This is a genomic window from Vibrio sp. JCM 18905, assembly GCF_055393305.1.
This window is the reverse complement of sequence record NZ_AP043878.1, coordinates 17915-43343: the sequence shown is the minus strand read 5'-3', so window position 1 is coordinate 43343 and position 25429 is coordinate 17915. Positions and strand designations below refer to the sequence as shown.

22 protein-coding genes are annotated in these 25429 nt (G+C 44.7%); 12 read left to right on the top strand and 10 right to left on the bottom strand.

Annotated elements, in window-relative coordinates:
• Positions 1–77: 77 nt before the first annotated feature.
• From ACZ5ZC_RS00175 to yegS, 9 genes are all read left to right on the top strand, one after another.
• Positions 78–1061 carry an AAA family ATPase gene (locus ACZ5ZC_RS00175; protein WP_005376549.1) on the top strand — a complete coding sequence of 328 codons (984 nt, stop codon included), beginning with the start codon at positions 78–80 and terminating at the stop codon, positions 1059–1061.
• Positions 1062–1073: 12 nt separating this feature from the next.
• Positions 1074–2036, top strand: a complete 963-nt coding sequence (locus ACZ5ZC_RS00170; RefSeq protein ID WP_464931605.1) for a DUF58 domain-containing protein — start codon at positions 1074–1076, stop codon at positions 2034–2036.
• Positions 2037–2615: a DUF4381 domain-containing protein gene (locus ACZ5ZC_RS00165; protein WP_025632218.1), complete on the top strand. Its 579-nt coding sequence runs from the start codon at positions 2037–2039 to the stop codon at positions 2613–2615. It abuts the gene before it with no gap.
• On the top strand, positions 2608–3678 hold the full coding sequence (locus ACZ5ZC_RS00160; protein ID WP_047008272.1) for a vWA domain-containing protein: 1071 nt from the start codon (positions 2608–2610) through the stop codon (positions 3676–3678). Before ACZ5ZC_RS00165 ends, ACZ5ZC_RS00160 begins: the two co-directional genes overlap by 8 nt.
• A complete protein-coding gene (locus tag ACZ5ZC_RS00155) occupies positions 3671–5401 on the top strand; it encodes a VWA domain-containing protein (RefSeq protein ID WP_464931604.1) in 1731 nt (576 codons plus the stop codon). Before ACZ5ZC_RS00160 ends, ACZ5ZC_RS00155 begins: the two co-directional genes overlap by 8 nt.
• The gene (locus tag ACZ5ZC_RS00150; RefSeq protein ID WP_464931603.1) at positions 5398–6714 is read left to right on the top strand and encodes a BatD family protein; all 1317 of its coding nucleotides are present in this window, start codon (positions 5398–5400) and stop codon (positions 6712–6714) included. Before ACZ5ZC_RS00155 ends, ACZ5ZC_RS00150 begins: the two co-directional genes overlap by 4 nt.
• A 49-nt stretch (positions 6715–6763) precedes the next feature.
• Positions 6764–7189, top strand: coding sequence for a bifunctional diaminohydroxyphosphoribosylaminopyrimidine deaminase/5-amino-6-(5-phosphoribosylamino)uracil reductase RibD (locus ACZ5ZC_RS00145; RefSeq protein ID WP_005498583.1), 426 nt, complete (start codon positions 6764–6766; stop codon positions 7187–7189).
• Positions 7190–7362: 173 nt separating this feature from the next.
• A complete protein-coding gene (locus ACZ5ZC_RS00140) occupies positions 7363–8268 on the top strand; it encodes a LysR family transcriptional regulator (RefSeq protein ID WP_464931602.1) in 906 nt (301 codons plus the stop codon).
• Positions 8269–8276: 8 nt separating this feature from the next.
• A complete protein-coding gene (yegS, locus tag ACZ5ZC_RS00135; RefSeq protein WP_464931601.1) occupies positions 8277–9179 on the top strand; it encodes a lipid kinase YegS in 903 nt (300 codons plus the stop codon).
• Positions 9180–9256: 77 nt separating this feature from the next.
• On the opposite strand, the gene ACZ5ZC_RS00130 is transcribed toward yegS, so the two are convergent.
• From ACZ5ZC_RS00130 to ACZ5ZC_RS00115, 4 genes are all read right to left on the bottom strand, one after another.
• A complete protein-coding gene (locus ACZ5ZC_RS00130; RefSeq protein WP_054867424.1) occupies positions 9257–9592 on the bottom strand; it encodes a NirD/YgiW/YdeI family stress tolerance protein in 336 nt (111 codons plus the stop codon).
• A 15-nt stretch (positions 9593–9607) separates the two neighbouring features.
• The gene (locus ACZ5ZC_RS00125) at positions 9608–10255 is read right to left on the bottom strand and encodes an AcfA family outer membrane beta-barrel protein (RefSeq protein ID WP_054867423.1); all 648 of its coding nucleotides are present in this window, start codon (positions 10253–10255) and stop codon (positions 9608–9610) included.
• Between the two features lie 165 nt (positions 10256–10420).
• On the bottom strand, positions 10421–12034 hold the full coding sequence (locus ACZ5ZC_RS00120) for a VRR-NUC domain-containing protein (protein ID WP_464931600.1): 1614 nt from the start codon (positions 12032–12034) through the stop codon (positions 10421–10423).
• Positions 12035–12101: 67 nt separating this feature from the next.
• The gene (locus tag ACZ5ZC_RS00115) at positions 12102–13334 is read right to left on the bottom strand and encodes an L-lactate MFS transporter (protein ID WP_054867482.1); all 1233 of its coding nucleotides are present in this window, start codon (positions 13332–13334) and stop codon (positions 12102–12104) included.
• Positions 13335–13911: 577 nt separating this feature from the next.
• Between ACZ5ZC_RS00115 and ACZ5ZC_RS00110 the strand changes: the two genes are divergently transcribed.
• Positions 13912–14268: a hypothetical protein gene (locus tag ACZ5ZC_RS00110; protein ID WP_005398137.1), complete on the top strand. Its 357-nt coding sequence runs from the start codon at positions 13912–13914 to the stop codon at positions 14266–14268.
• Positions 14269–14336: 68 nt separating this feature from the next.
• Here ACZ5ZC_RS00110 and ACZ5ZC_RS00105 read toward each other — a convergent pair whose 3' ends face one another.
• From ACZ5ZC_RS00105 to ACZ5ZC_RS00090, 4 genes are all read right to left on the bottom strand, one after another.
• Positions 14337–16226, bottom strand: a complete 1890-nt coding sequence (locus tag ACZ5ZC_RS00105) for a M48 family metallopeptidase (RefSeq protein ID WP_054867420.1) — start codon at positions 16224–16226, stop codon at positions 14337–14339.
• A complete protein-coding gene (locus tag ACZ5ZC_RS00100) occupies positions 16226–16816 on the bottom strand; it encodes a LemA family protein (RefSeq protein WP_006742324.1) in 591 nt (196 codons plus the stop codon). The genes ACZ5ZC_RS00105 and ACZ5ZC_RS00100 overlap by 1 nt, the downstream gene beginning before the upstream one ends.
• 224 nt (positions 16817–17040) lie before the next feature.
• Positions 17041–18408, bottom strand: coding sequence for an anaerobic C4-dicarboxylate transporter DcuC (gene dcuC / locus ACZ5ZC_RS00095; protein ID WP_005398199.1), 1368 nt, complete (start codon positions 18406–18408; stop codon positions 17041–17043).
• Between the two features lie 355 nt (positions 18409–18763).
• A complete protein-coding gene (locus tag ACZ5ZC_RS00090) occupies positions 18764–19888 on the bottom strand; it encodes an acyl-CoA desaturase (RefSeq protein ID WP_005398197.1) in 1125 nt (374 codons plus the stop codon).
• A 272-nt stretch (positions 19889–20160) separates the two neighbouring features.
• Here ACZ5ZC_RS00090 and ACZ5ZC_RS00085 point away from each other — a divergent pair, with 272 nt between their 5' ends.
• Positions 20161–20709, top strand: coding sequence for a GNAT family N-acetyltransferase (locus tag ACZ5ZC_RS00085; protein ID WP_005398196.1), 549 nt, complete (start codon positions 20161–20163; stop codon positions 20707–20709).
• 87 nt (positions 20710–20796) lie between these two features.
• Here the strand turns inward: ACZ5ZC_RS00085 and ACZ5ZC_RS00080 are convergent, their stop codons facing one another.
• On the bottom strand, positions 20797–21414 hold the full coding sequence (locus ACZ5ZC_RS00080; RefSeq protein WP_104970629.1) for an HAD family hydrolase: 618 nt from the start codon (positions 21412–21414) through the stop codon (positions 20797–20799).
• A gap of 367 nt (positions 21415–21781) precedes the next feature.
• On the opposite strand from ACZ5ZC_RS00080, the gene ACZ5ZC_RS00075 reads away from it, so the two are divergent.
• Entirely contained in the window at positions 21782–23827 is a 2046-nt protein-coding gene (locus tag ACZ5ZC_RS00075; RefSeq protein WP_464931599.1) for a hybrid sensor histidine kinase/response regulator, read from the top strand.
• A gap of 104 nt (positions 23828–23931) precedes the next feature.
• Here the strand turns inward: ACZ5ZC_RS00075 and cqsA are convergent, their stop codons facing one another.
• Positions 23932–25113: an alpha-hydroxyketone-type quorum-sensing autoinducer synthase gene (gene cqsA / locus ACZ5ZC_RS00070; RefSeq protein WP_464931598.1), complete on the bottom strand. Its 1182-nt coding sequence runs from the start codon at positions 25111–25113 to the stop codon at positions 23932–23934.
• Positions 25114–25429 lie beyond the last annotated feature (316 nt).

Sequence of the window (25429 nt, the reverse complement as noted above, 5' to 3'; positions counted from 1 at the left end):
ATATAACCTTAAGTTATTTCATTTGTTCTTATACTTAACTATTGAAAAGACGGCTTAAACCACTGAAAAGGTACCCTATGAACCACGCACAACAAGCGATAAAAGAACTCATCGAACAAACAGAAAAAAGCGTCATTGGACAAAGCCACGTGGTTCGAGCTTTAGTCATCGGGTTATTAACGAACGGGCACATTCTTCTAGAAGGTTTGCCGGGAACGGCAAAAACACGTTCTGTAAAATCGTTGGCGAACTTGTTAAACACCAGTTTTGGTCGAATTCAGTTTACGCCAGATCTTTTGCCATCGGACGTGACGGGAACCGAGGTTTATCAAGAGTTGGATGGCAAGCCGCAACTTCATTTTCAACCTGGGCCAATTTTTAACAGCATAGTGCTTGCCGATGAGGTCAACCGTGCGCCAGCCAAAGTACAAGCCGCACTGCTTGAAGCCATGGCCGAAGGCACAATCACGGTAGGCGATAAAACTCACGTATTGCCAGACTTGTTTATGGTGCTTGCAACGCAAAACCCAGTAGAACAAGAGGGCACGTACCCGCTGCCAGAAGCGCAAATGGACCGTTTTATCATGAAGGTTACCGTCGATTACCCAGAAGACGACGCTGAACGTGACATCATCCGTTTGGTGCGCAGTGAAGAATTAGGTGCGGAAACCAGCAGCGAAATTATTACGCCAAAACACATCGAGCCAGATGTGGTGCTAGAAGCGCGCCGTCAGTTACCAAACATCGTGGTATCGGACCTAGTGGAAAACTACATCGTTGCGTTAGTGATGGCGACTCGTAAGCCAGAGCGTTATGCCGATTCAAACTTAGCAAAATGGATTGAGATTGGCTCTAGTCCTCGTGCTTCCATCGCACTCGACAAATGCGCTCGTGCGTATGCGTGGATGCAAGGACGTGACCACGTTACTCCTGACGATGTGCGTGCCATGGTTCCGTCTGTATTGGGCCACCGTTTTTCTTTGACCTACGATGCACTGGCAGATGGGGTCGATCATCAACGAGTCGTACAAGAGCTGCTAGATTGTGTAGAAATTGGGTAAGTGGGGGGCATTATGGCTAAGCCAACTCTTGCGCCAAAATCACAGGGGATGGATCCCCGTTTGTACTGCGATTACGCTCGTTTAGTACGCCTGCAAGCACAAGCAGAATCATTCAGTTTACTTCCTCACTTAAAAGCGGGTAGCGTACTCTCTGGCCGACACAATTCGCTGTTTCGCGGTCGTGGATTGAACTTCGAAGAGTTGCGCCATTACCAATTAGGTGACGATATTCGTAACCTTGATTGGAAAGTTACGATGCGTACAGGTAAGCCGCACGTACGCAGCTATACAGAAGAAAAAGATCGCAACGTAATCGTGTGTGTCGACCAGAGAAGCACAATGTTTTTTGCTTCGACGCAAGTAATGAAATCGGTTGTCGCGGCAGAGATCGCAGCGATGTGTGGGTGGCGAGTATTAAAAGATGGCGACCGAGTCGGTTTTGTCATCGCATCCCAGCAGGCGTTGTTTCACAGCAAGGCACAGCGTTCGCAAAACGATCTTCTGGCGCAACTTAAACGTCTCGCTAAAGCCAATCAATCGCTCAATGTGGACTCCCGCAATTCCGAAAAAGTAACGTTCAGTCAATGGATTGAGCTCATTAAACGCATGAAGCTCAAGCAATCCACTTTGATTTTTATCAGCGACTGGAGCGACTGCGAGGAGCACCATCTTGATCACCTTAAACAGCTGCAACAGCACAATGATGTTCTCGCAGTGATGGTCAGTGACCCATTAGAACAAGCGCTACCAGACGATTTGGCAAAATCGAAATGGGTGGTTGGTGATGGGCAGTATCAACTCAATTTAGACAGCCAAGTAAAGGTAGAGGCCGCGAGCGCAAAGCTTGAGGCTCGAACTAGCTTACAGCGTCAATCACTCTCTCAACTTATGGCGATGAAACACCTTCCGCACATCGAACTCGATACGACAGGCGAGCACATTAAACAATTTCAAAAACTGGTAGGGGGGCGTTAAATGAGTGGTCTTCCTACGCCTCCGAGTACCTACATACTCAGAGAGCTACATGATGTGGCCGTGCCACCAAGCGTGAGTTGGTATCCGCAAACTATTGGCTGGAAGATTTTAGCGGCGGTTGCGCTCATTGCACTGGTGTATGTCGCGTATCGTTTGGCTCAACAGTGGTGGTGTAACCGCTACCGACAAGAAGCTCTGCTGGCGATTTCGCAAATCAAACCGAGCGACAAAGGCATGCCTAAAGCATTGTTCTCTGTGCTTAAAATTGTGTTGATTCATGTTGATAGCCGTAACGCGAAATTGTTTGATACCGCCTTTTTGCGCAAGCTCGATGCGCTATATCCGCAAACCGGAGATTCTCAAGCAAACTCGCAAGTGGTCTTTAACGATGAGCTTTCAAAGCGCTGGTTACAAAGTATTGTTGACCCAAGCGTTATGCTAACCAACGAAGAGCGATTAACGCTTATTGCTCGTGCGAAAAACTGGGTGAGTGAACACCGTTGTGATGCTCAAAAAAGCGCGGCAAAGAAATCTCCATTATTGAAACGCAAAGCAAATCAGGGAGGTCAACATGAATGATCTTCTTGTATCGCTAACTGGTTTGTCTGGTTTTGAATTTGCTCACCCAATGTGGTTTCTGATTTTGCCGCTGCCATTGGTGGTGTACTACTTGGTGCCTGCATATCGCACTAAGCAAATGGCGATCAAAGTGCCGTTTTTTAGTCAGTTGGTGGAAGCGATTGGCGAGACGCCATCAGAGGGTGCAAGCCAGTTAACCCCAAGCTGGTGGCAACGAGCAACGTTAATTCTCTCATGGCTTTTGGTGGTGTGTGCGATGGCCAAACCCACCGTGTTAGGCGAGCCTCAAGTTCGCGAGAGTTTAGGGCGCGATGTGATGGTGGTGGTGGATCTTTCGGGTTCCATGGCTGAGCCTGATTTCACCTCTCGTACAGGTGAAAAAATTTCTCGCCTTGATGCGGCGAAAGAAGTGCTGACGGAGTTTGTTCAGTCTCGTAAAGGTGACCGATTAGGCTTGGTTCTTTTTGGTGATGCCGCTTTTGTGCAAACGCCATTTACCGCAGACCAAAAAGTGTGGCTCGAACTGCTTAACCAAACCGATGTGGCGATGGCAGGGCAGAGTACCCATCTTGGTGATGCGATTGGCTTAGCGGTTAAAGTTTTTGAGCAAAGCGATAAGTCGCGTGGTGCTTTAGAACAAGATCAAAACCGTGAAAAAGTCGCGATTGTATTAACCGATGGCAACGACACGGGCAGCTTTGTCGAACCGATTGATGCGGCGAAAGTTGCGAAAGCCAAAGGCTTGCGAGTGCACGTGATTGCGATGGGCGATCCGGAAACGATAGGTGAAACCGCGTTGGATATGGACACGATTCATCGCATTGCGAAAGAATCCGGCGGTGAAGCGTTTGAAGCTCTCAACCGTGATGAACTGTCGGCTGCCTACGACGAGATTGGCAAACTGGAACCTCAACTTTACGAAAGCACCACATACCGCCCAAAACAAAGTCTTCACCATTACTTGATGGCGTTAGTGGTCATCATGCATTTACTCGCGTTCAGCGTCGCGACACTCAAAAGAAGGGCTGCAACACGATCATCATTAGGAGAGAGCGATGTTTGATTCTCTTGGTTGGACGCAATTCTTTACGCAGTTTCATTTTATTCGACCGCTGTGGTTACTGGCTTTGATCCCTATGTTTTTCTTGGTGTGGTTGCGCTGGCGAGAAGAAAGCAAACCAAGCTGGAAGGATATTCTGCCCGAACATTTACGCAATGCTTTGACGATTGGCGAGCGAGGTTGGCGCAAGCAACTGCCGCTTAAGCTCTTGATGCTGATTGTGCTAATCGCCATTGTGATTTGTGCAGGCCCAACGTGGCAACGTGAATCTTCTCCTTTTGGTGAAGATAAAGCCTCTCTGCTTGTGGTGCTTGATAACAGCGACTCGATGCTGCAAAAAGATCTCCCACCAAGCCGCCTTGAGCGTTCCAAACAGAAAATACGCGATTTGTTAGTTGCGCGAAAAGGCGGAAAAACGGGTTTAGTCGTGTTTGCGGGCAGTGCTCATGTGGCGATGCCTGTGACTCAAGACAGCAAAGTATTTGACCCATTTTTGGCGGCCATTACGCCAGAAATCATGCCCGTGCAAGGTAAGCTTGCTGAAAAAGTCTTACCGTTAATTGATCAACAATTGCAAGGTCAACCAGGCTCCACCGTTTTGTTGGTGAGCGACGGCGTGAACCCGGCCACAATTAAGCAATACCAAGCGTATTTTGCAGGCAAACCTTATCAACTGTTAATTCTTGCTGCGGGGAATACAGACATCGTGAGTAACAACCCGATGGATTTGGATTCTCTGCAAAAACTGGCCAGCCAGACCAACGGTCGATTGGTGGAAGTGACGGTCGATAACAGTGATATCGAACAACTGAATCGATACGTTGAGCGCAATATGCAGCTTAATGGCGAATCTTCAATGCCTTGGAAAGACATGGGTTATCAACTGCTGTTCCCAATCGCGTTGATCATGATGCTGTGGTTTAGAAAAGGGTGGTTAGTGCAGTGGTGCGTGATTGCAATGGTGAGCGGTACACTGTTGATGCCGACCAGTGCAATGGCGGAGAACATTTCTGTGAAAGCCGAGCAGCCACAAGTTGTGCAAAAAGTGACGACCTTCGACAAGGTGGCGCAATGGTGGTGGGATTTGTGGCTGACGCCAGACCAACAAGGACAGCGTTTGTTCAACCAACAAGCGTATTTAGAAGCTGCAAAACACTTTGTCGATCCATTACGCAAAGGCACGGCGTACTACTACGCTAGCGAGTTTGAGCTCGCGCACAGTGCGTTTTTGGAAATGCAAAACGACCCGTCCGAAGAGGTTCGAGATTACGGTCTTTACAATGCGGCGAGCGCATTGGCGCGCCAGCGTGAATATTTGGCTGCTCGTGACTTGTTAAAATCCCTAGCCAGCAAGCCAACGTTGAGCGAGTCGTTAAGACCTGATGTTGAGCACAACTTGAAAGTGATTGCTGGCATCGTCGATGAGATAAATCAGATGAGTGAAAGTCAAGCCGGAACAGAGCAAGAGGCGTCAACCGAGCTAGGCGACAACCCTCAAACCGCAGAAGGAGCGGATGAACAAACGTCAGCAGAGTTGATGATTAAAGAGACGTTAAGCGCAGACGACATCTTAGGTAGCCAAGAATTAGCCGACAAGTGGCTAAAGCGAGTCGAAGCGGATCCGAAGTATTTCTTACGCGCTAAATTTCAAATTCAATTACGCTCGCCAACAACGGGTAGCTCGACTACGACAACGGAACACAATACAGAGGAGGCTGCCCAATGATGATGAATGCCCATCGCGTTACCTCTTTTGCACTTCCTGCACGGATAGTGGCATGGTTAGTGGTTTGTTTGAGTCTGTTCGTAAGTCGTCACGTTTTCGCTCAGGACATTTACGATCTTCAACGCAATCATGGTGTTGAGTTGCAAGCGTGGGTTGGTCAACAACCAACGGCTGTAGAAAAGCGTAAAACGCCAAGTTTTAGTGTCAATGAGCAAGTCATTTTAACCATCGAAGTGGCAACGCCTCGCTGGTTTACGGGGGGGACGCGAATTGGCAGTATTGAAATGCCCAATGTTATCGCCAAACAGCGTAATCAGTTAGCCACTAACTTCACGGAGCACAAGGGCGGACAAACTTGGTCGCGTCAACGCTGGGAAGTGACTTTGTATCCGCAAGCATCTGGTGATTTTGTGATTCCACCTGTCGCAGTGGGTGTTCAGGTGTCAGCGCCGGACGGCGAGAAGGTGTCAGGCACCCTTTACACGCAGCCGATTAAGTTCAAAACTGTCTTGCCATCGGGATTGTTGAGCGGTGATACGCCTTGGTTTTCTGCAACGCGCGTAGACGTAAAGCAAGAGTGGGAAACCTCCACTGAGACACTCAAAGCTGGGGATGCAATCACGCGTAAAATCACTATTTCAGCTCAAGATTCGCTATCTGTGTTGCTACCAGACTTGTTGAAAGGAGAATCAACAACCAGTTACCAAGCGTATCCTCAACCCCACCGTCTGACAGATACGCAAACACGTGGTGATTACCAGTCAACACGCACAGAAGAGAGCGTGTACGTGATTCAACAAGGTGGTGAACTAACCCTGCCAGATTATGAGTTCCGTTGGTGGAACAGTAAGACTCAACAAGTGGAAACGGTGGTGTTAGAGGGCAAAACATTTGCCGCGAAGCACACGTTGAAATCCTTCATCAAAACGTATTTTGCATGGATTGTTTCCACGCTTGTATTGTTGGGTTTTGTGACTGTTTCATTGGTAGCCATTAAACGTTACTACCGCAACAGACCGACACCAGCATGGTTGACGTTCCACCGTTTGTTAAAGGCTAAACGTTGGTCTGAAGCAAGGACCGTATTGTACAAACAATTGCGTTTAAATACGGCAGAGCTGGAAATGACCAAAGCCGATACGAGTGAATCGTGGCAAAAAAGTGCGTCGCGAATGCAAAATGGTGAAAATAGCGCTCATTTAATGAAGTCGATGTGGCGCAAGATCCAGACCAAACAACAACGCTTTAAATTCCGTATACCGCGAGCGTTACCAGAGCTGGACAAAGTCATTGGAAGAGATGGCAATGAATAAAACGGGGCGCTAATATAGCGCCTCGTTTTTATTAGAGAATAGAGTTCAAATGAGCCAAGAGTTTATGCGCCGCGCATTGGAAGTGTCCAAAAATGCGCTTCCTGAATGTCAACCCAACCCGCCGGTTGGCTGCGTGTTAGTGAAAGACAACCAAATCGTTTCAGAAGGTCATACTCAAGCTATTGGTGGCAACCACGCGGAAGTAGAAGCGCTGAATGCATATCAAGGCTCGTTAGAATCGGTGACGGCATACGTTACGCTAGAACCGTGTTCGTTTGTAGGTCGCACGCCAGCTTGCGCGGTGACATTAGTAAAATCCGGTATTGGCAAAGTCGTCGTAGCCATGTTGGATCCAGATCCGCGCAACAGTGGTCGAGGTATCGAGATTCTAAAACAAGCCGGTATTGAGGTAGAAATTGGTTTATGCGGCGAGGAAGTCAGCGAGTTTCTTACCCCATATTTAGGCAAATCTTAATGTAAGCTTTGGCTTGCATGGTAGCTGCTCACTTATGAGGTGAATGGAGCACGTCAAAATTGAGTTAAAACTCATTAAAACAGGTCGTACCGCCCATTTCTTGTACTTGGCTACGTTAACTATCATGCTGTTAGATTAAAATAGAGAAAGTGATTTTCGAAAAATTTAATAGCATGAAACCGACCGATCTGAATCTTATCCCCATCTTTATTGCCATTTATGAAGAGGGGAACTTATCTAAAGCAGCAGCACGTCTCAGCATCACGCAGCCCGCAGTCAGCAAAGCGTTGGCACGCCTTCGTGATATTTATGACGAACCTTTATTTCATCGCTGTACCAAGGGGGTAGAACCTACCTCTTTTGCTATGGATATTTACCCTGCGTTGCTTACTTCGGTGCAAAACTTTACTTCAACTCTGGCGGCTTCTAGCGAATTTGCCCCTAAAGTATCGAATCGAGTGTTTTCCATTGCTTGTGTGTCTGTTGCAAGTTTTGAGTTGCTCCCTCAAGTCATGAAACAGATCCGTGAGTTAGCACCACATATTGCTTTAGAGGTTCATCCACTCTTTACGGAAGATTTTGAAAGCGATCTGCGTTTGCAACGTTACGACTTGATCATTGATATCGCGCCAAGAGCACGAACGGTTTTAAAAGTTGAAACTGTGCTTACTGAGCGCTTGGTGGTGGTGTGTAGCGAGGAGCACCCACGCTTAAAGAACGAGATTACGGCTGAACAATTTTTTGAAGAAGAACATGTGGTGGTTTCGCAGTGGCAGAGTCGTAAGAGCTTGTTAAACGCCGATGATATTGTCGACTTGGACAAAAGAAAGATAAAGTATCGAGCTTCTGGCGTGTTGGAAATGCTACCTGTTATCTGCGGTAGTGAATATATTGGTTTAATGCCCGAGTCGATGATCAACTTGTTCAACCACACCTATCATGTTAAATCTTTATCTATGCCATTTGATGAACAAACCTATGAGCTCTGCACAATATGGCATCCTAGTCGGACAAACGACAATGCCCATCAATGGTTGCGATCACAGATTAAACAAGCAGGGAAAACCATCAACCAATAGGAAGTGCAATGAAGAAGACAATACGTGCCATCCTTAACGGCAAAAAAGCTGGGAACCCAGAGTTAAGAGATGCAATCATGAAAATGAGAGACAAGGGCGTCGATCTGCAAGTGCGAGTGACTTGGGAATCTCAAGACATGCCGCGCTTGGTGAAAGAAGCGGTTGATGAAGGGATTGAACGTATTGTTGTCGCTGGTGGCGATGGGACCGTCAATGAGGCGGCTTCTGCGATTATCCAAATTGAAGAAGAAAAACGCCCTGAGTTAGCCATTATCCCTCTTGGTACCGCAAATGATTTTGCCACCGCGATTCAAGTGCCAGCTTCTATCAAGGCGTCTTTATCTCTCGCCGTAGAAGGGCAGTCTACTTTGGTCGATTGTGTCAAGGCTAACGATCGCTACTTTGTTAACGTGGCAACAGCAGGGTTTGGCGCAGAAGTTACGGCAGAAACGCCTGTTGAACTTAAAAACTTTCTTGGTGGCGGCGCTTATACACTAACTGGTGTTGTAAAAGCGCTCGGCTTTAAACCTTATGACGGAACAATAACAATTGAAGGCGGGGCTTATCAGGGAGAAATGTTGCTTGGCGCTTTCTGCAATGGTCGCTTAGCTGGAGGTGGGCAAGAGTTAGCATCGAAAGCGATGATTAATGATGGCTTGATGGATCTAACATTGGTGCGTCCATTCTTACCTCATGAGCTGCCGAAAGTTATCGAAGAGATCAATAATCCTAGCGAGAAAGGTGAGTTTGTAAAACACACAAGAGCAAGCTGGTTGGAGATAGACTTTCCAAATCCACTTCCGCTCAATTTAGATGGCGAACCATATCATTCGAGAACAATACGGTTTGATGTTCAGCCTAAGAGTATACGATTAGTCTTGCCGCAAGATTGTCCTTGCTTGGTCAGTTAAACGAGTAGTTTCACGGCCCATAAACAACACAGCCTCCAATATGTGGCTGTGTTGTTTGTGTTGAGGTGTCAGGCGAATTAAAGCTTTTGAATGGTCTCTACGTCGATCTGCTTGGTTGTCCACTCTGAGTCAACTTCGCCTCGAATCGTCACTTTATCGTTTGGACCAACGTCTAGCCCCATCCAATCTTCATTGTCGATTTCCACTTCGATTTCACCAGTCTCATCTTTGAACAAGTAAGTCTCGTTACCAAGAGATTGAACAATGTGCCCGGTTAACATGACTGCGCTGTCGTCGGTTGCGTTGTGCGCCTCTTTCACCGAATTAATTACGCCTATTTCTGGACCATTAAACGCGGCGAAAGCTGAGCTTGAAAGTAGGGCAAACATGGCTGCTAAAATCTTTTTTTTCATTATCGTCTCCTTAAATTAGAAGTAGTAAGTTGTGCCTACGTTAAAGGATGCAGTGTTCGCGTATCGGTCTAGTTGATATTTTGCGTTTACACCTATGGTGAGCTGCGGGAAAATTCTGTATTCCGCACCCACTGAGAGCATTGCGCCTAGCTCGTTGTTTTTCTCCGTGCTATGGAAAAGCGTGTTGTTCATTTCCACATCGTCGTTCGCGACAAGCTCGTATTCTTGATGTTTAGAAACCTTGGCGTTGTATTCCGTGTACGTTAAACCCGCTTTGAATTTTGTTGTCCATTTATCATTTAATGCATAGTTAAACACAGGTGCCAGCGACACTTGCTTGGCTTTGATTGACGCATCCCAATCCATTTCATGATGGTAATCTTTGCCATCAATTTGTTTGATACCAAGGTTCTTTGAACGATTATCATCAAGGTCAAATTGGCTGTAGCCCAACTCTAGCGCCCAGTTGTCATCGAACGCGTAACCGACAAAACCTGAGAAAATACCGTCTTCAAGCCCAGGGTTGAGTGTTACGTTGTCAGTTGAAAAGTGAGGTTCCAAATCATGGTCAGTGGTGCCTAGTCCATATTCGAGACCTACATAAGGAGCCGCAGATACCGAAACTGAGCAGGTAACAAGTAACGCAAGAAGTGTTTTGTTCATTTTATTTTTCCTCTTCAAGTCAACTTAGTGAGTAGAAGCGCATTTTGTGTGAAGAAGCGTGAAGCGATCGTGAAGAAACGAAAAAATGTTTAGAAAAAAGAGCAAGGGGCGATAACCGAGGGGCGGTTTGAGTGAACAAACACCAAGCTCTTAATATAAAGTAAGTTAAGTTGCTGCGACGTAACACACCGCAAACGGGACATTAAGGCGAGTAAACTCTTTGATCCAACGCCATTGGTTATCCTGGAGTTTATCGCCAGGGCCTTTCACTTCAATCCACTCGAACTCATTTTCTTTAAAAGCAATGAGATCCGGCATCCCATTGCGGTAAAGCTTAAGGTCGCTCAATTGTATTTTGAACAGCGCCATCAGCATATTGGTTGGGATAGTGTTGAGCGCTGTTTCGAGTAGCTCTTTACTTATTAAATTCCAATGTACAAATGGATTACTGATGCCAAACTTCTCATCGTATTTTGCCAATAACATCTGGGTGTTGCCCGCTTCTAGTTCGGCAAAAGCGGTGTCTATCAAAGCTTGGCGCTTGGTAACAAAATCCGAGTGATATAAATCTAAAGGACGGTGTTGATAAGCGTTAATGAATGCCCCTTCAATAGGAGCAAAAATCGCATCCCAAAAAGTGAGGCCAAGTAATGCATTAAGCAGTGCATTTTCGGCGTAAAATACTGTCCAGCCTAAGGACTCAAAATACGCTTTACTGGCAAGCTCGACTCGTTGTTGAGATAAATCCAGTTCAATATGGTATTCGGAGCAGAGTGGCTTTGCTACTCTTGGCATTTTCGCGCCTTGTTTTCGCTTCAACCGTTGCTCAAGTTTTTGTGCGACTTCGAGCTCAGACACATCAATTGGCGACTGTAGCATCTCTGTGACAATGTCACTAAATAAATCATCTTGGTTTAGTTTGTCATAGATACGTGCGCGTCGTTCTCGGCTCGGAGCAAGTTGAGTTTGGCCAAATAGTGATAGGGCGGTCTCTAGCTCATCAATCCGTTCGTAATCACGTGCTATGTCATTCAACATATGTTCACGTTTACGATCTACGTAATGGTGATTAACGGGCTGAGGCATTGCCTCAATTAATAAGTCGAGATTGGCTTTGTCTTTTCGATCAAATTGCCAGTACAGGTTGGCCAGTTGGCTCAGTTCAATTAAGCGGTCTATTTGTTCACGTGAATCAAAGAAACGGCGCACTTTACTCAATTGGTATTGCTCGAACTGATGTAGACCTAAGTCATCAAGCACAAACTGACTTAAGTCTTGATGAGTGTTGGCAAAAAACAGGGTGAGTAATACGTCTATCATGTGAGCGGAATTGAGTTTGATGATCGTAAACTCAAGCTGCTCAAAACGATCAAATTCCGTGTTGCTTAAACGCTCTACAAGGGCATCTTTCTTTAATGACTTCGGTAGCTCTGGGTAAAGTGCAGAGATCTCCGGTTTCGTCAGTAAGTTAGACGCTAACTCTTGATGAGAGAGTGTTGGGGAAAGGGCCACAAACTCATGTTGACTCAATTCTGCCAGTGCTTCATTGATAGAAGGTATTTCTTGATAACTCAGCTTATCACTTCGAAACCAACACCCTTTTCGGCTGTATAAACGCACCAACAGGCATTGGGCGTGTTTGCTCAAGGAATCAAACGAGCAAAGCCAAGCGTGTTCATCCTCGGCCAGTAAATCGCTGTACCAGGTTACTGCGTGGTGAGTCAGCTTAAAGAAGTTTTCTAGATAGTAGTCTGGTGCAAGTTCGATAGGGCTTTCCATAAACGACCTGTAACAAAAAAGGCTTAACCCATAGGTTAAGCCTTTTCGCTATCAAATCAATTCGCAATTATGCGTTTTTTAGCTGCGCTACTTTCGCTTCAGACAGTGGCTTAGTGATGAACGCAAGTACGATACATACTGCCATCATTGCTGATGAAATAGTGTAAGCCAAGGTGTAGCCTTCGCCGTTCGTCATAGAGAAGCCAACAACTGCTGCGCCGATTGCACCACCGATACCCCATGCAGTGTAAAGCACACCGTAGTTAGTACCGTAGTTTTTCAAACCGTAGAACTCGGCCGTTAGAGTAGGGAATACCGCTAGAAGGGTACCGTAACCTACCGCTGCGATCGCAGTACCAATGATCAGAGTAAACTCAGAGTCGAACGTTGCGAACAGCACCATGTTTACGCCTTGTAAGACGAACGCAAGTAGAAGCGTACGAACACCGCCGATTTTATCTGCAAGCATACCCGCAGCAACACGACCGCCAGAGTTGAATACAGCAAGAATGGACGCTAGGTAAACCGCGTTTGGCAAGTTTGCTTGAACGCTTGCGATTGTCGTGATGTTACCGATGATCATTAGACCAACAGAAGCTGCGAACGCGTACATGATCCATAGAGAGTAGAACTGTGGCGTTTTCAGCATTGCTTTCCAAGTTAGGTCATCTGATTTTTTAACCGCTTTAGGTGCTTGACCTTCTCTTACTTTTGGCTCAGCAGGTGTGTAGTCTGCTGGTGGGTTATTGATGGTTGCTGCAAGAGGAACTGCAATTGCCAGGATACCAACACCAAGAACCATAAAGCTCGTTTGAATGCCCATGCTGTCGATCAATGATGATGTTACCGGTGCTAGGTAGATAGCCGCTAGACCAAAACCAGCCGCAATGATGCCGTTAACCATGCCTTTCTTCGAAGCGTGGAACCACTTCATCGCAGAAGGTGAAAGACATGCATAACCAAAACCGATACCTGCACCTGTGATCATACCGAAGGTAATGTTCAGCATGAGTGGAGTGTCAACAAAGCCAGACGCGATCATGCCTAGACCTGTAAGAACAGTACCTAGGATAAGGATCATACGTGGACCCATGCGGTCTTGAAGAATACCTGCAACAAGAAGACAGATAGAGAAAGTGATGGTTGCAGTTGCATAAGGTGCAGAAGCTTCTGCAGCACTCCAGCCTGATTCAGTTACCAGTGCCTTGTTGAATACACTCCAAGCATACAGGATGCCAAGACAAAGGTTGATACAGAACCCTGCTAACAGGATGCGCATAGCTTTATCAATCTTGCTCATTTTCATTCTCAGTTTTTCCTCTTGTTGGCAATGCCGCAAAGAGGGTTGGTTTAAAGATGTTTTTTCTCAAAATTAGTTTGCGTTTTTCAACGATTAACGCAATGAGCGCGGATTATAACCAATAAATATGTGATTGGAATCTCTTTTTACCGTTACTGATAAAATAATTTGAAACATTAAAAGCGGATGTGAATTCATGGTTTTGTATGTGGTTGGAGTGTTATCAAAAAGTGATGATTTTTGTTGTAAGGAACGAGGAACTAGTCAAAACAGAGAATTCAGTGCGCAGTTGGGTGCACAGCTCACATTTCATATAAAAAATTTCAAAATGTTACCGTGTTAACTCTCTGTAACAAAAATGACTGAAATATCGTCTTATCGCCGTAAGTATTGGATGTAAAGGGTTTCTTAAATTTAAATTGTTAACCTTTTGTAATAACTAGAGCTGATTAGGTTTTTTGTGCATTAAGTGAACAAAAAAGTCACTTGTAATTGCAGATTATAGGAGCAGAATATAGCGAAAAATGAGATTTCATTTATGAAGGGATGCTTTTTTAGACTTGTTGTGAGGTGACTTATGAAACTGTTCCTATTACTCATGGCTTCGGTATCTGCTGGTGTCGCATCTGCAGACCACATCCATTCATTTATGTTGGGTCTATCTATTGCTTCTCTAGCGGTAGGGAGCTGTTATTTCTTTGCATTCCGTAGCTCGCGCTTTCCACAGCTTGCTTTATTCTTACTAATTTGCGGCATGCTTTCTAAGTTGACGATAACGGTTGTTGGTGTGATGTGGGGAATGTCGGCTGAATTAATTACGTCTCCAATCGTATTCGCACTTTCGTATTTATTCTTCTCTCTCGCCGTGACCTACTTATGGTTTAGTTATCGAGAGAGTATTACTAAGATCCCTGATCGATTTAAGTCAGCGTAAATCGTCAAATAAGAACACATAATGAAAAAACGCCAGCACTTTTGCTGGCGTTTTTGTTTAAAGCTAAGTCAGTTAGCTTGTTGTGTTTGGCTCGGTAGGGTTTGTCCAGTATTGACTGATACTGTTAGTGGCGGCTCTGGAACTTCTAAGAAGCAGGCGATTACTCTATAGAGTTCTCCTTCCGCAACGGTAACCTTTCCATCCGATTCAATCGCTAATCGACACGCTTTTACGAACAAGCGACGACTTTTCGGTTTGAGCTGCAGTAGGAGCTCTAAAGCGGCGCGATTTAGGTCCCAGTTCTTATTTGCGGGTTGTAACTCTGCATCATTAAAGCCCAAACAGGTTAGGGCGCTGCTAAATGCACGTTGAGCGTCTTCCGGTTGAGAGTGACTAACCCAAGCCAATTCGCGCAGTAGCCAAAACACACTCTCTTTTAATTGCTTTAAAGATTGGAACTGTTTTGTACATCCATACGATTCGAGTAGTTGCTTCTCCAATAAGTTGATGACACACCATTCTGCGAGTGAGTAGTGGTCATCAGTTTGAGAGAGTTCAAGTAGCACCTGGCACAGTCTGTTTTTCTGACCCTCACTTAGCGATTTCAAGGCAGGAATGGAGAGTTCGAGTAATGGAAAGCGTAGATGAAGAGGCAAATCATAATCCAGCCATGGTAATAATTGTGCTTGAGACACATTTGGGATATGACTTTTTATCATCTCTCGCTGGAGTTCACTGCCATCAAATATCAAGGCAAAAGCAATAAAGCGCGCACTGTATGGTTCACGAGCGATGTCGACAAGTTCGGAAGGAAGTTGGTTAAGTAGTTGTTGACCTACTTCGCTGAGTTCTGCGGTGGTTGGTTTCTCAGGTTGTGTCGACGTCCCTGATGAGAATCCACTAACGTTATCATTCTCAAAGCTTGTCGTCGGACGATGCGAACTTTGAGAAAAACTTCCATCCCAACCAGGTTCAATTCGGCGAATCCGTTCTTCTAGTGGAGGGTGAGTAGCAAATAGGCCAGAAAAGCCGGAGAGTTTGCTTTGACCAAACATCATATGGCTCATCTCATCGCTTGCTTTTGTATTCAATGAAGAACCCGCCATATGGCTACCAATTTTCTTGAGTGCACCAGCAATGCCTTGATCGTTTCGAGTAAATTGAACGGCACTGGCATCAGCGAGAAATTCACGTTGACGAGAGATTGCAGCTTTGATCATCGAGCCAAACAAGGTGCCAATCCAGCCCAGAACCAAACAGATAATCGCAATCAGCATGATAACCGCAAAGCCTTTATCGGAATCGGAAGAACTTCTTGATACGCGGCTCGTATGATGAGTGTTATCTAAGACCAAGTGTCCAAAATGTGCAATGCAAGTGATGCCAAACAGTACGCCGATAAGACGCGTATTCAAACGCATATCTCCGTTTAAGATATGGCTGAATTCATGAGCAATGACACCTTGTAGTTCATCTCGCGTGAAGCTATCCAGTGAGCCTTGTGTGACGCCGATGACGGCATCATCAATGCTCATGCCTGCTGCGAAAGCATTGATACCGCGCTCTTCCTGCATCACATAGACGGGAGGAACCGGAATGCCAGATGCAATTGCCATCTCTTCCACAACGTTGAGTAGTTGTCTATGTTTTGCATCTAAGGTGTTTGAGGAAATCAGCTTGCCGCCTATGCTCTCAGCAACACCTCGGCCTCCATTGGAGGTGAGGGCGGATAAGCGAACCATTGAACTTATCGCAACAACCAGCAATACACCGGCAAAGCACAACAAGACGTAGGTAAGTGCGGTTTCTTGATCAAAGTGTTCGCCTGTTACTCCGTAATAGATACCAATCGATAATACGCTTACCAAACCAGTGATGGTGACAACTGCTAAGGAAAACAGGAACACCAAAAGCCCAGTGCGTTGACGCGCGGTATCTTGATGGTCAAAGAAATTCATTAGAACTCAACCTTCGGGGCCGCTTGTATTTCAGCACTGTCAGAAAACTCTAACAGTTTTCCATCTTGGAATCCGAATGCGTTGGAAAACAACACTGGCGGGAACGTTTGTTTGTATGTGTTGTAGCTGGTTACCGCATCATTAAATGCTTGGCGAGCAAACGCAACTTTGTTCTCAGTGCTGGTTAATTCTTCTTGAAGCTGACTCATGGTTTCATTTGCTTTAAGCTCAGGGTAGGCTTCCACTACAACATTAAGTTTGCCCAACGCACTTTGCAGCATGCCTTCTGCTTGGTTTAGTTGGCTAATTGCCGCATCACTACCAGGCGCGTCACTGGCTGCTTTCAGGCCAGCAATTGCTTGATTACGAGCTTGGATGACACGTTCAAATGTTTCTTTTTCGTGTTCCATATAGCCTTTTGCAGTATTAACTAAGTTCGGAATCAAATCGTATCGACGTTTTAATTGAACCTCTATTTGAGCGAAGCTGTTTTTGAAACGGTTTTGTAGAGTAACGAGCTTGTTGTAGATACTGACGGCGTACACCACAACGAGCAGGACTATAACGATAAAGACAATAAATGCAGTCATAATAAATCCCATTTTTTAATGTATTCAGTTCTTATATAAACTGTTGAGATATTACGCAAATGCTTCTGAAGAAGCGATGTAATAACCGAGAAATATGTCACGAGTTGAGTAACAATTAAAATGCATTTACAAAGCAATACAGAAAGAATAATGGCACTGGAGAGATGAAAAAAAGGGCCCAGCTAGAAGCTGGGCCTTGTCGATAAGCGATATTGGCGATGCCGTTAGGCACTCATTGGAACAAGTACCATAGTACCAATAATAACTGTGATAAGACCTGCAAGAACCGGAACAGATGTTCGTTTTACAACCTCAAACGGGCTGATGTTCGCCATACCGGATGTCGCAACGATTACGCCAGACACTGGTGAGATAGTACGACCTAGGTTTGATGCTTGAAGCATCGGGATAATTAGGAACGCTGGGTTTAGTCCCATTTTCGCAGCCAAAGATGGTGCCAACTCTACAAATGCATAGAAAGGCGCGTTACCAGACCCCGTTGCAATTGCTGCTGCAACTGTCAATGCAGTAAGGATAAGCATTAAAGCAACACCGCCTGCACCGGCATTGTCTGCAAGGTGAAGTAGGTTATCGATAGCGCCGATAGACATTAGACCTTGCGCAAAAACCCCCGCTGCAACCAAAAGCATCACAACGCCTTTGAACGCGTCAGCCATGCCAGCGTAACAAGAATCTAAATCTTCCAGTGATTTCTTACCATCAAACTTATTTACAACGTAATGGATCAGAGCGCCAAGGAAAATCGAACCGACCACAATAGTGTAAATGTCTAGGCTAAGTCCTGGAATGGTACGACCGTTGAATAGGAACACGCCGATGATAGGTAGAAATGGCAGTGCCGCATAAAACGCTGGTGCATCGGCTTTGATCTCTGATACGTCAATTTTTTCCATTGGCGTATTTTCTTTCTTATCTAAGTATTTGTTCCAGAAGAAAGCCGCGGCAGCCATCACGATGATTGCGCAAATAGAAACAGGCAACACTGTTTGTACCGCAAAAACATCAAGCGCCAAGCCAGATTTTTCGGCGGCGATCACCACATCACCAGAGGTTGGAGAAAGAATGATTGCCGCAGGAGAGGCACAAACTGCAACCGCTGCTGGACGAGAGATCCCCATCGCGACCATCATTGGGAATAATGTCGCCATTAATAGTACGCCAAGGCCGGTTGCAGAACTTACTGCAAGAGACATCAAACACGCCACAATGTAAGCCGCTACCAAAAGGACATAAGGAGACTTGATAACAGAAAGCGGTTTAGAGAACTGTTTCACTACAACGTTATTCGCGCCGATGTGAGTCATATAGGAAGCGAAGCCACATAGCAACATGATTTGCATACCAAGGCCGCCGCCGCGGTATTGTAGCATGTATTTCACGTATTCTAGCGCGTCTGTCACCATGTTACCGGTTGAGGTGATTTTTGAGGGCAGCACGTCATGCCCCAATACGCCAGTCATAAGAAGTAAAGCAATACCAGCCGTCAGTAACACGCCCGCTGCTTTATAGCCTTTGACGATAAAGTAACCCACAGCAATGGTGACAACTAAGCCAATTAAGAGCTCTAACATAGGGATCTCCGAATGTTATGAAAAAAAGAAAGAAACTGTTTCAGTTTATGACAAGGAATTTACAGAATTCTTAACTGTGGCACGAGACAAATATGGGGCTTGCATGATCTGAGACAAATAATAATTTAATAATTAATTTCGTTAGATTGTATTGTTGGAATTTGGTTTTCTAAGTGTTATGTGCTGGTTTGAAGCTGTTTGCAGGAAGGAAAATATGACCAGAAATTTGAATAAATAGTGAGGGAATTGATTCAAAATGAGAAAAAGAAACAACTCAGTGAGTTGGAAGAGGGTAATAATCCTTGCAACAAAAAAGCTTCGCCGAAGCGAAGCTAAATCGTAAGGATGGGTTAAGTTAAGCGTATCGGCGCACCATGAGGTTCCAACTGCGTTGTTGCCGCTCGAACTCCGCTTTGATTTGCTGATACTTTATCTTTGTCACAGAGCACTCGTATTTTTTTACTACACTGGCTGTTTTTGCACCGAGTACTTCCTTTCGCATCTCATAATATTCCTGCATGTGATGAACTAGCGCATCAAACTCGTGTTGTAACTGATCGAGAATCGTCTGCGTATTCGGTTTTGCTCCCAGTTTTTCTTTTGCTTTCTTCAAGAGTTGAGTTGCGCGAGCTTTTTCTATTCTAAATGTTGGCGTTGTGCGTAATTTAGATGTCAGTCCTAGCCAAGAGCATGACTTAATCAACCACTTTGTTGGGTCGTAATGCCACCAATACACACCATTACGATAGTCATTCTCGAAGATATGATGGAAATTGTGGTAGCCCTCTCCAAATGTGAAAAAGGCTAACACGCCGTTGTCGCGAGCGGTGTTTTTGTCCGTGAAAGTCTGTTTTCCCCAAACATGCGCAAGTGAGTTAATGAAAAAGGTCGTGTGGTGGCTCATAAAGAGTCGAGCGGCACCAACTACTAATAACATACCCCAAATATCGCCGTAGATAATACCAAGAGCGACCGGAAAGCCAATATTGGTGAGTAGAGCAAGTGGAACATAGTACTTATGTTGCCACATGACGATTTTGTCACGCTTTAAATCGCGGCAGTTGGTGTATTCGTTTTCCTGCGATTTGTTGTAGTCGCGTAACATCCAACCAATATGAGAATACCAAAAGCCACGTTTCGCTGAGTAAGGATCTTTGTCGTTATTGTCGACATGCTTGTGGTGTACACGATGATCAGAAGACCAGTGTAATGCACTATTTTGCAAAGAAAATGCTCCTCCAATCGCAAAAATAGCACGTAAAATTGGATGAGCTTCGTATGTTTTGTGGCTCCAGAGTCGGTGATAGCCTGCTGTAATAGAAAGATTCGTAAAACTGAATGCCATCACTCCCCAAACTAGATGCTCCCAACCCAGTCCAAAATGATATGCATACCAAGGCATTACAATAAAAGTCAGAACAAAACTGGAAGAAAATATCAATGTATTCAACCAGATAATGGGTGGTTTGTTTTGAGTCACAGGTGTATTCCTAACTTTGAGCTAACAACTGTTCGCCAGAATATCAGCGTACACGTGTAAGTCAAATTAAAGTTAGACAAATGTGACTGTTCCTTTGGATGTACATTAAGGAACTTGATGGGATATTTTGCTTTTAATTGAATAATGAGTAGTATTAAAAAATGAGCTCTGGCTTAAGGTGTATAAAATCTGCCAAGAAACAAGTGTTATAAAGGTGGAATATGCCGAGACTCTATAAAGAAGTAAAAAATGTAAGAAAATAGGAATACGTAATGGATTTACGATTAGCGGAATATAAGGACTACGAGCGCATTGCGCATCTTCATGCGGATAGTTGGAAGCGTCATTACCGTGGCATTCTTAGTGATAACTATCTTGATAAAGAGGCGATTGACGACAAACTACTGATCTGGCAAACCCGTCTGACCAACCCACCATTCAACCAGCACATTGTCTTGGCGGAAGAGGGTGGTTTGTTGCTCGGCTTCGTTTGTGTGTTTGGCAACCATGATTTCGAGCGTGGAACCTTTATTGACGCACTGCATGTTGATGACAGCTACCGCGGTCGTGGTATTGGCAAGCAGCTATTACTTGCTGTCGCAGAATGGCAGCAACAGTACTTTAAAGACACTGGTCTTTATCTAGAAGTCGTATCGCAAAACATTTCTGCAATTGAATTCTACCGCCATATTGGAGGTCAAGAATGTCAAGAACGAACTTGGCGTGCGCCAGGTGGTACAGAAGTATTGGAGAAGGTATTCCGTTGGAAGAATGCTCAGTCATTAGTTAGTGGGATAGAAGAAAACGTTATTTACTCCTAGTCTTGACGTTTTAGCTTAGCAATAAGAGCAGCATCAACGCTGCTCTTTTTTGTGCCTGTCCTAAAGTTTTGTGTTTCAGTGGGCGACTTAAAAGCAAAGCCCCATGGCTTTTAGCTCTGACTCGCATTGCTGAGCATTTTCAAATTGAATGGCTTCCATGCCTACCGCTCGGGCCCCTTCGACGTTGTATGGCATATCATCAAGAAATACCGTTTCCTCAGCCTGAAGCTGATATGTTGAAAGTAGGGCTTGGTAGATCTCAGCTTGTGGCTTTAGTAACTGCACTTCAGAAGAGATGATTGCACCATCAAACAGCGGCCAGAACTCATAGGTAGCACGAAGATGCTCGACAATTTCGTTGACGTTGTCTGTGAGCGCATAAACGCGATATCCTGCACTTTTTACTCTTTTTAGCAGTTCGACACTGCCGTAAAGTAATATTTGTGTATGTTTGACGTAGTAAAAAAAGCGGTCCATTTCTTCCGCTGTCACTTTGTGCTCACGTTGATAGCAAAGTTTGGCTTCCTCTTCGGAAATGATTCCTTTGTTTAAGTCTTTCCAGATTTGTGATGAAAACAGCAACTGGGCCATTTTTTCCGCTTCTACTGAGTGACCAAATGTTAAGCGAACAATCTCTACCGGAGACCAGCGTACTAATACATTTCCCACATCAAAAATTACGTTTTTTATTTGTAAAGGTTCCATAACACACCCCAAGCCAATTGTTCATCACCGCGTTACATCCACAGTGAGCGCTGTCGTTAAATCTTTGGAAGTTCGAGCCAAAGGCGCTGTTTAAATGTCTCGAACGTATATGAGATTAACATCCCTTAGGATACAACGCGATTATCGCAAAATTACACTAAACTATATGCAACTTCATTTATTTGGTTGTAAATCAAGTGTCGCTATCTTAAAAGATTGAAATTAAAGACAAGCGTCGCGAAATATTTGCGCCATTTCGCGCTGCTTATAAGCGTTAAGTAATATATAATTACTTAATAATAAAACGATAAGAATGAATGCAAATCACACTATTGGGACGTCAGGCGGAGTAGGCAAAATAGATAATATGGACTCGATACGTAAGGTTTATCAATATGCAGAACCCAACCTGACTCTCGTTGGTTGGATGGGGTTTCTTGGCTTTCCGCTGTACTACTTTGTTTGGGATCTTGTTTTCCCACAGGCTTATGAAAACTTGCCGCTCAGACTGTTTTGTTCACTATTGTTCTTTGGCATCATTTTTAGAAACCGCTTGTCGTCAACGTGGCGAAAATATATCCATATTTACTACCAAGTGACGATAACGATCTGCTTACCGTTTTTCTTTTTCTATATGTTACTGATGAATGACTGGTCCAATGTTTGGGTCATGTCATTTATGTCCGCGATTTTCTTGCACATTCTATTGGTTCATGTCACAAGAGTTATGTTCGCTCAAACTTTTGCCGGAATAGGTTTAGCGACATTCTTTGCTTGGGTGGCGAAAGGGTTTCATCTCGATTTAACAATGGACTGGACGCATGTGCCAATCTTTCTCTTTATTTATGTATTTGGCAATTTATTCTACTTTCGGAACCAAGTAGAGCACGAAGCGAAAGTGTCGTTGGCCAAGTCATTCGGGGCCGGAATTGCGCATGAAATGCGTAACCCTTTAAGTGGCCTTTGCACGTCAATCGATGTTATCCAATCAGTCTTACCCAATAAAAAAGAAGCCGAGAAAGACCAATATCTGATGAGCGGAGAGGATGTCACCCTGCTGCGCGAAGTTAGTGAGGATGCGATGAACATCATCCAGTCGGGCAACGAGACGATAGATTTACTTTTGACATCGATAGACGAAAACCGTGTCTCGCGATCCAGTTTCCAAAAGCATTCTGCTCACTCAGTGGTTGAAAAAGCGATTGAAAGCTTTAGTTATAAGCGTGCGACGGATCGCTTTGCTATATCCCTAGATGCGAGAAGTGAGTTTGATTTTCTTGGTAGCGATACCTTACTCAAATACGTTATGTATAACCTTTTCAAGAACGCCTTCCATCATCGCACATCTGAAGATTTCCACATACATGTCTCCATGACGAGTACGGAGCACTCAAACCAAATCGTTGTAACCGATAATGGTGCAGGCATTGCTCCTGATGTCCTACGTAATATATTTCAGGACTTTTACACAACTGGTAAGTCAGGCAGCTATGGTTTGGGTTTGCCATTTTGTAAAAAAGTGATGCGTTCTTTTGGAGGTAACATTGAATGCCAGTCTCAGCTAGGTGAGTGGTCTCAGTTCACGTTAACTTTCCCGCCGATCACATCTGATATCGTGACTGAAATTAAAAACGATTTGACCAAACTCAAAACCATCCTAACGGTGACTAATCAAGATATTCTTGTGTCGAAAGTGACGGACATTAGCCGTTTTATGGGTTTTGAATCAACGATCTTAGATGTTAATCAAGTGCTCAAAAAGAAAGAGTATGAGTTCGAATTCGACCTGATTTTTATCGATCTTGAGAGCTTGGATGCAAGAGCAAACCAATTAGATAGATTAGAATCTCTTCTGTCTTTCACGGAAGCTCGTATCGTTTATCTTTTTGAGCATCACCCGACACAGAGAGCATGCAAAGCGGCATATGAGCCTATTTGGGTCGAGACTCAAGCCTGGTTATTGAATACTAAGCCAACCATTGACCGTCTCTTGTATGATTCAAGCTATGTGTCGACACCAACGGCCTCAGTGGCTTTGGATACGTCAAATAAGCGGACAATTATGGTCGTAGATGATAACGAATCTTTGCGAAAATTTACCGCGATGTTACTCGAAAAGCAGGGCTTTGAAGTGATTCAGAAAGAAGACGGGCAGCAAGCACTGGATACATTAGAGCAAGAGAACGTTGACCTCATTCTTATGGATATCGAGATGCCCATCATGGATGGTGTAGAAGCTTCAAGGCGAATTCGAAGCTCGGATAAAAACTATGCGTCGGTACCTATTATTGCGCATACTGGGGATAGCTCACCTGTTACGCTGGACAAAATAGGCTCTTCTGGCATGTCTGACTTTATCGTAAAACCAGCGGATAAAAATCGCTTATTCGACAAAATCGCAAACTGGATTTAATCACTCGAAACTGTGTTATCTTGAGACGAGTTGCTCATAACGACGAATACGAATAAAGAGCTCAGCAAAACTGCTGAACTCTTTATTTTTACCTACACTCTAGCTTATACAAACTCTAGATCGGGATGAACAAACGCTTCTTGGCAGGCGGAAAGAACGTGATCGACTTCGGCGGCAGTCATGTCCGCATTGACAGAAAAACGAATGATGTTCTTGTTTCTTCCTGTTGCAGGGCGACAGAAAACTGCACCAAAGACATTCCTTTCTTCTAGAAAGTCGCGAACTCGCTCAGTGTTTCTTTCGTTGCCACATTCTAGCGCGATAATTTGCGACTCACTGCGAATAGTAAACCCAATACGTTTTAAACCAACGGCTAGAGACTTCGCTCTTTTAAACAAAATCTCCCGCTTGTCATCGGCTTTTTTTATGACGTCCAGTGTTTTTTCTAACCGAATAATTTCTTGCGGTAACACGGTGGAGCTGAAAATGGCAGGATACGCGACAAATGGAAGCGTCTTCGCCAGCTTTTCTGCACCTAAAATTGCGCCAGCACGATAAGCAAATGTCTTTGCAAGACTTACGGTTACAAAATCCACCATATGAGTCAAATCCAGCTCTTGCAGTAGCCCAGCGCCTTGCGGACCGTGCGTACCTAACGAGTGCGATTCATCCACAACTAAGCCGCAGTCAAACTCTTGTGCTATTTCGTAGATATCACGTAGAGGAGCAATGGTTCCGATAGTGCTGTAAACCGAATCCACAACAATAATTCCCGAACCATGGCGTGAAACCTGTTTTCGTAAGTGGTTGGTGTTGTTATGCATGAACGGATGAATTTGTGCTCCTGCGATACGTGCACCTTCCCATAAAGACATATGCGCAAAGAAGTCGATATACACAGGTATGTTCGGTGCACAAATAGTCTGTAATAAACCGACATTCGCAGCCCATCCCGATTGAGAAAGCAGACAGCTAGGCATGCCGACAAAACTGGCTAGTTGAGTTTCAAATGCAGGTTTCGACTCATCATCTTGCAAGAAAATTGCGGACATCACGACGTTGTCATCGTGTTGAGAAATCGCATCACGATGCGCGTTTTGAATCTCCTTGTTATGAGACAGTGCCAGGTAATCATTGCTTTGCATAACAACGGCATTACATGGTGGACGTTTACCAAGAACAAGGTGTTTCTTGTTCTCATTCGGTTCAATTAGATCTTGAATATGAAAATCTAGGCGTTCCTCAATAAAGGAAGGAAGTGGTTTGCTTTGTATAGTTTCACTCATAATAAATCTCTTCTTCATATGGAAAAACGCCAGCGCTGACACTTATTCATATTGCGGATTTTGGGGAGAGTGTCACTAACCAGGTTGCATAAGTTTGCAGACCCTTGCAAACTCGACATTTGAGGGTTGGATGGTGGCTGTAACTCTATAGGGGCCCGGGGTCTAAACTAGTTTGTGCTTAAAGTTTATACGGCGATTTTTCGGTGTTTTTTTCGTGCTTCATATCTGGATTTTGTATGAGGAATATAAAGTTTGAAAAGTGAAAAAATGGGCGCATTAGATAACAAAAAGGCGCGAAAATCGCGCCTTAAAATAT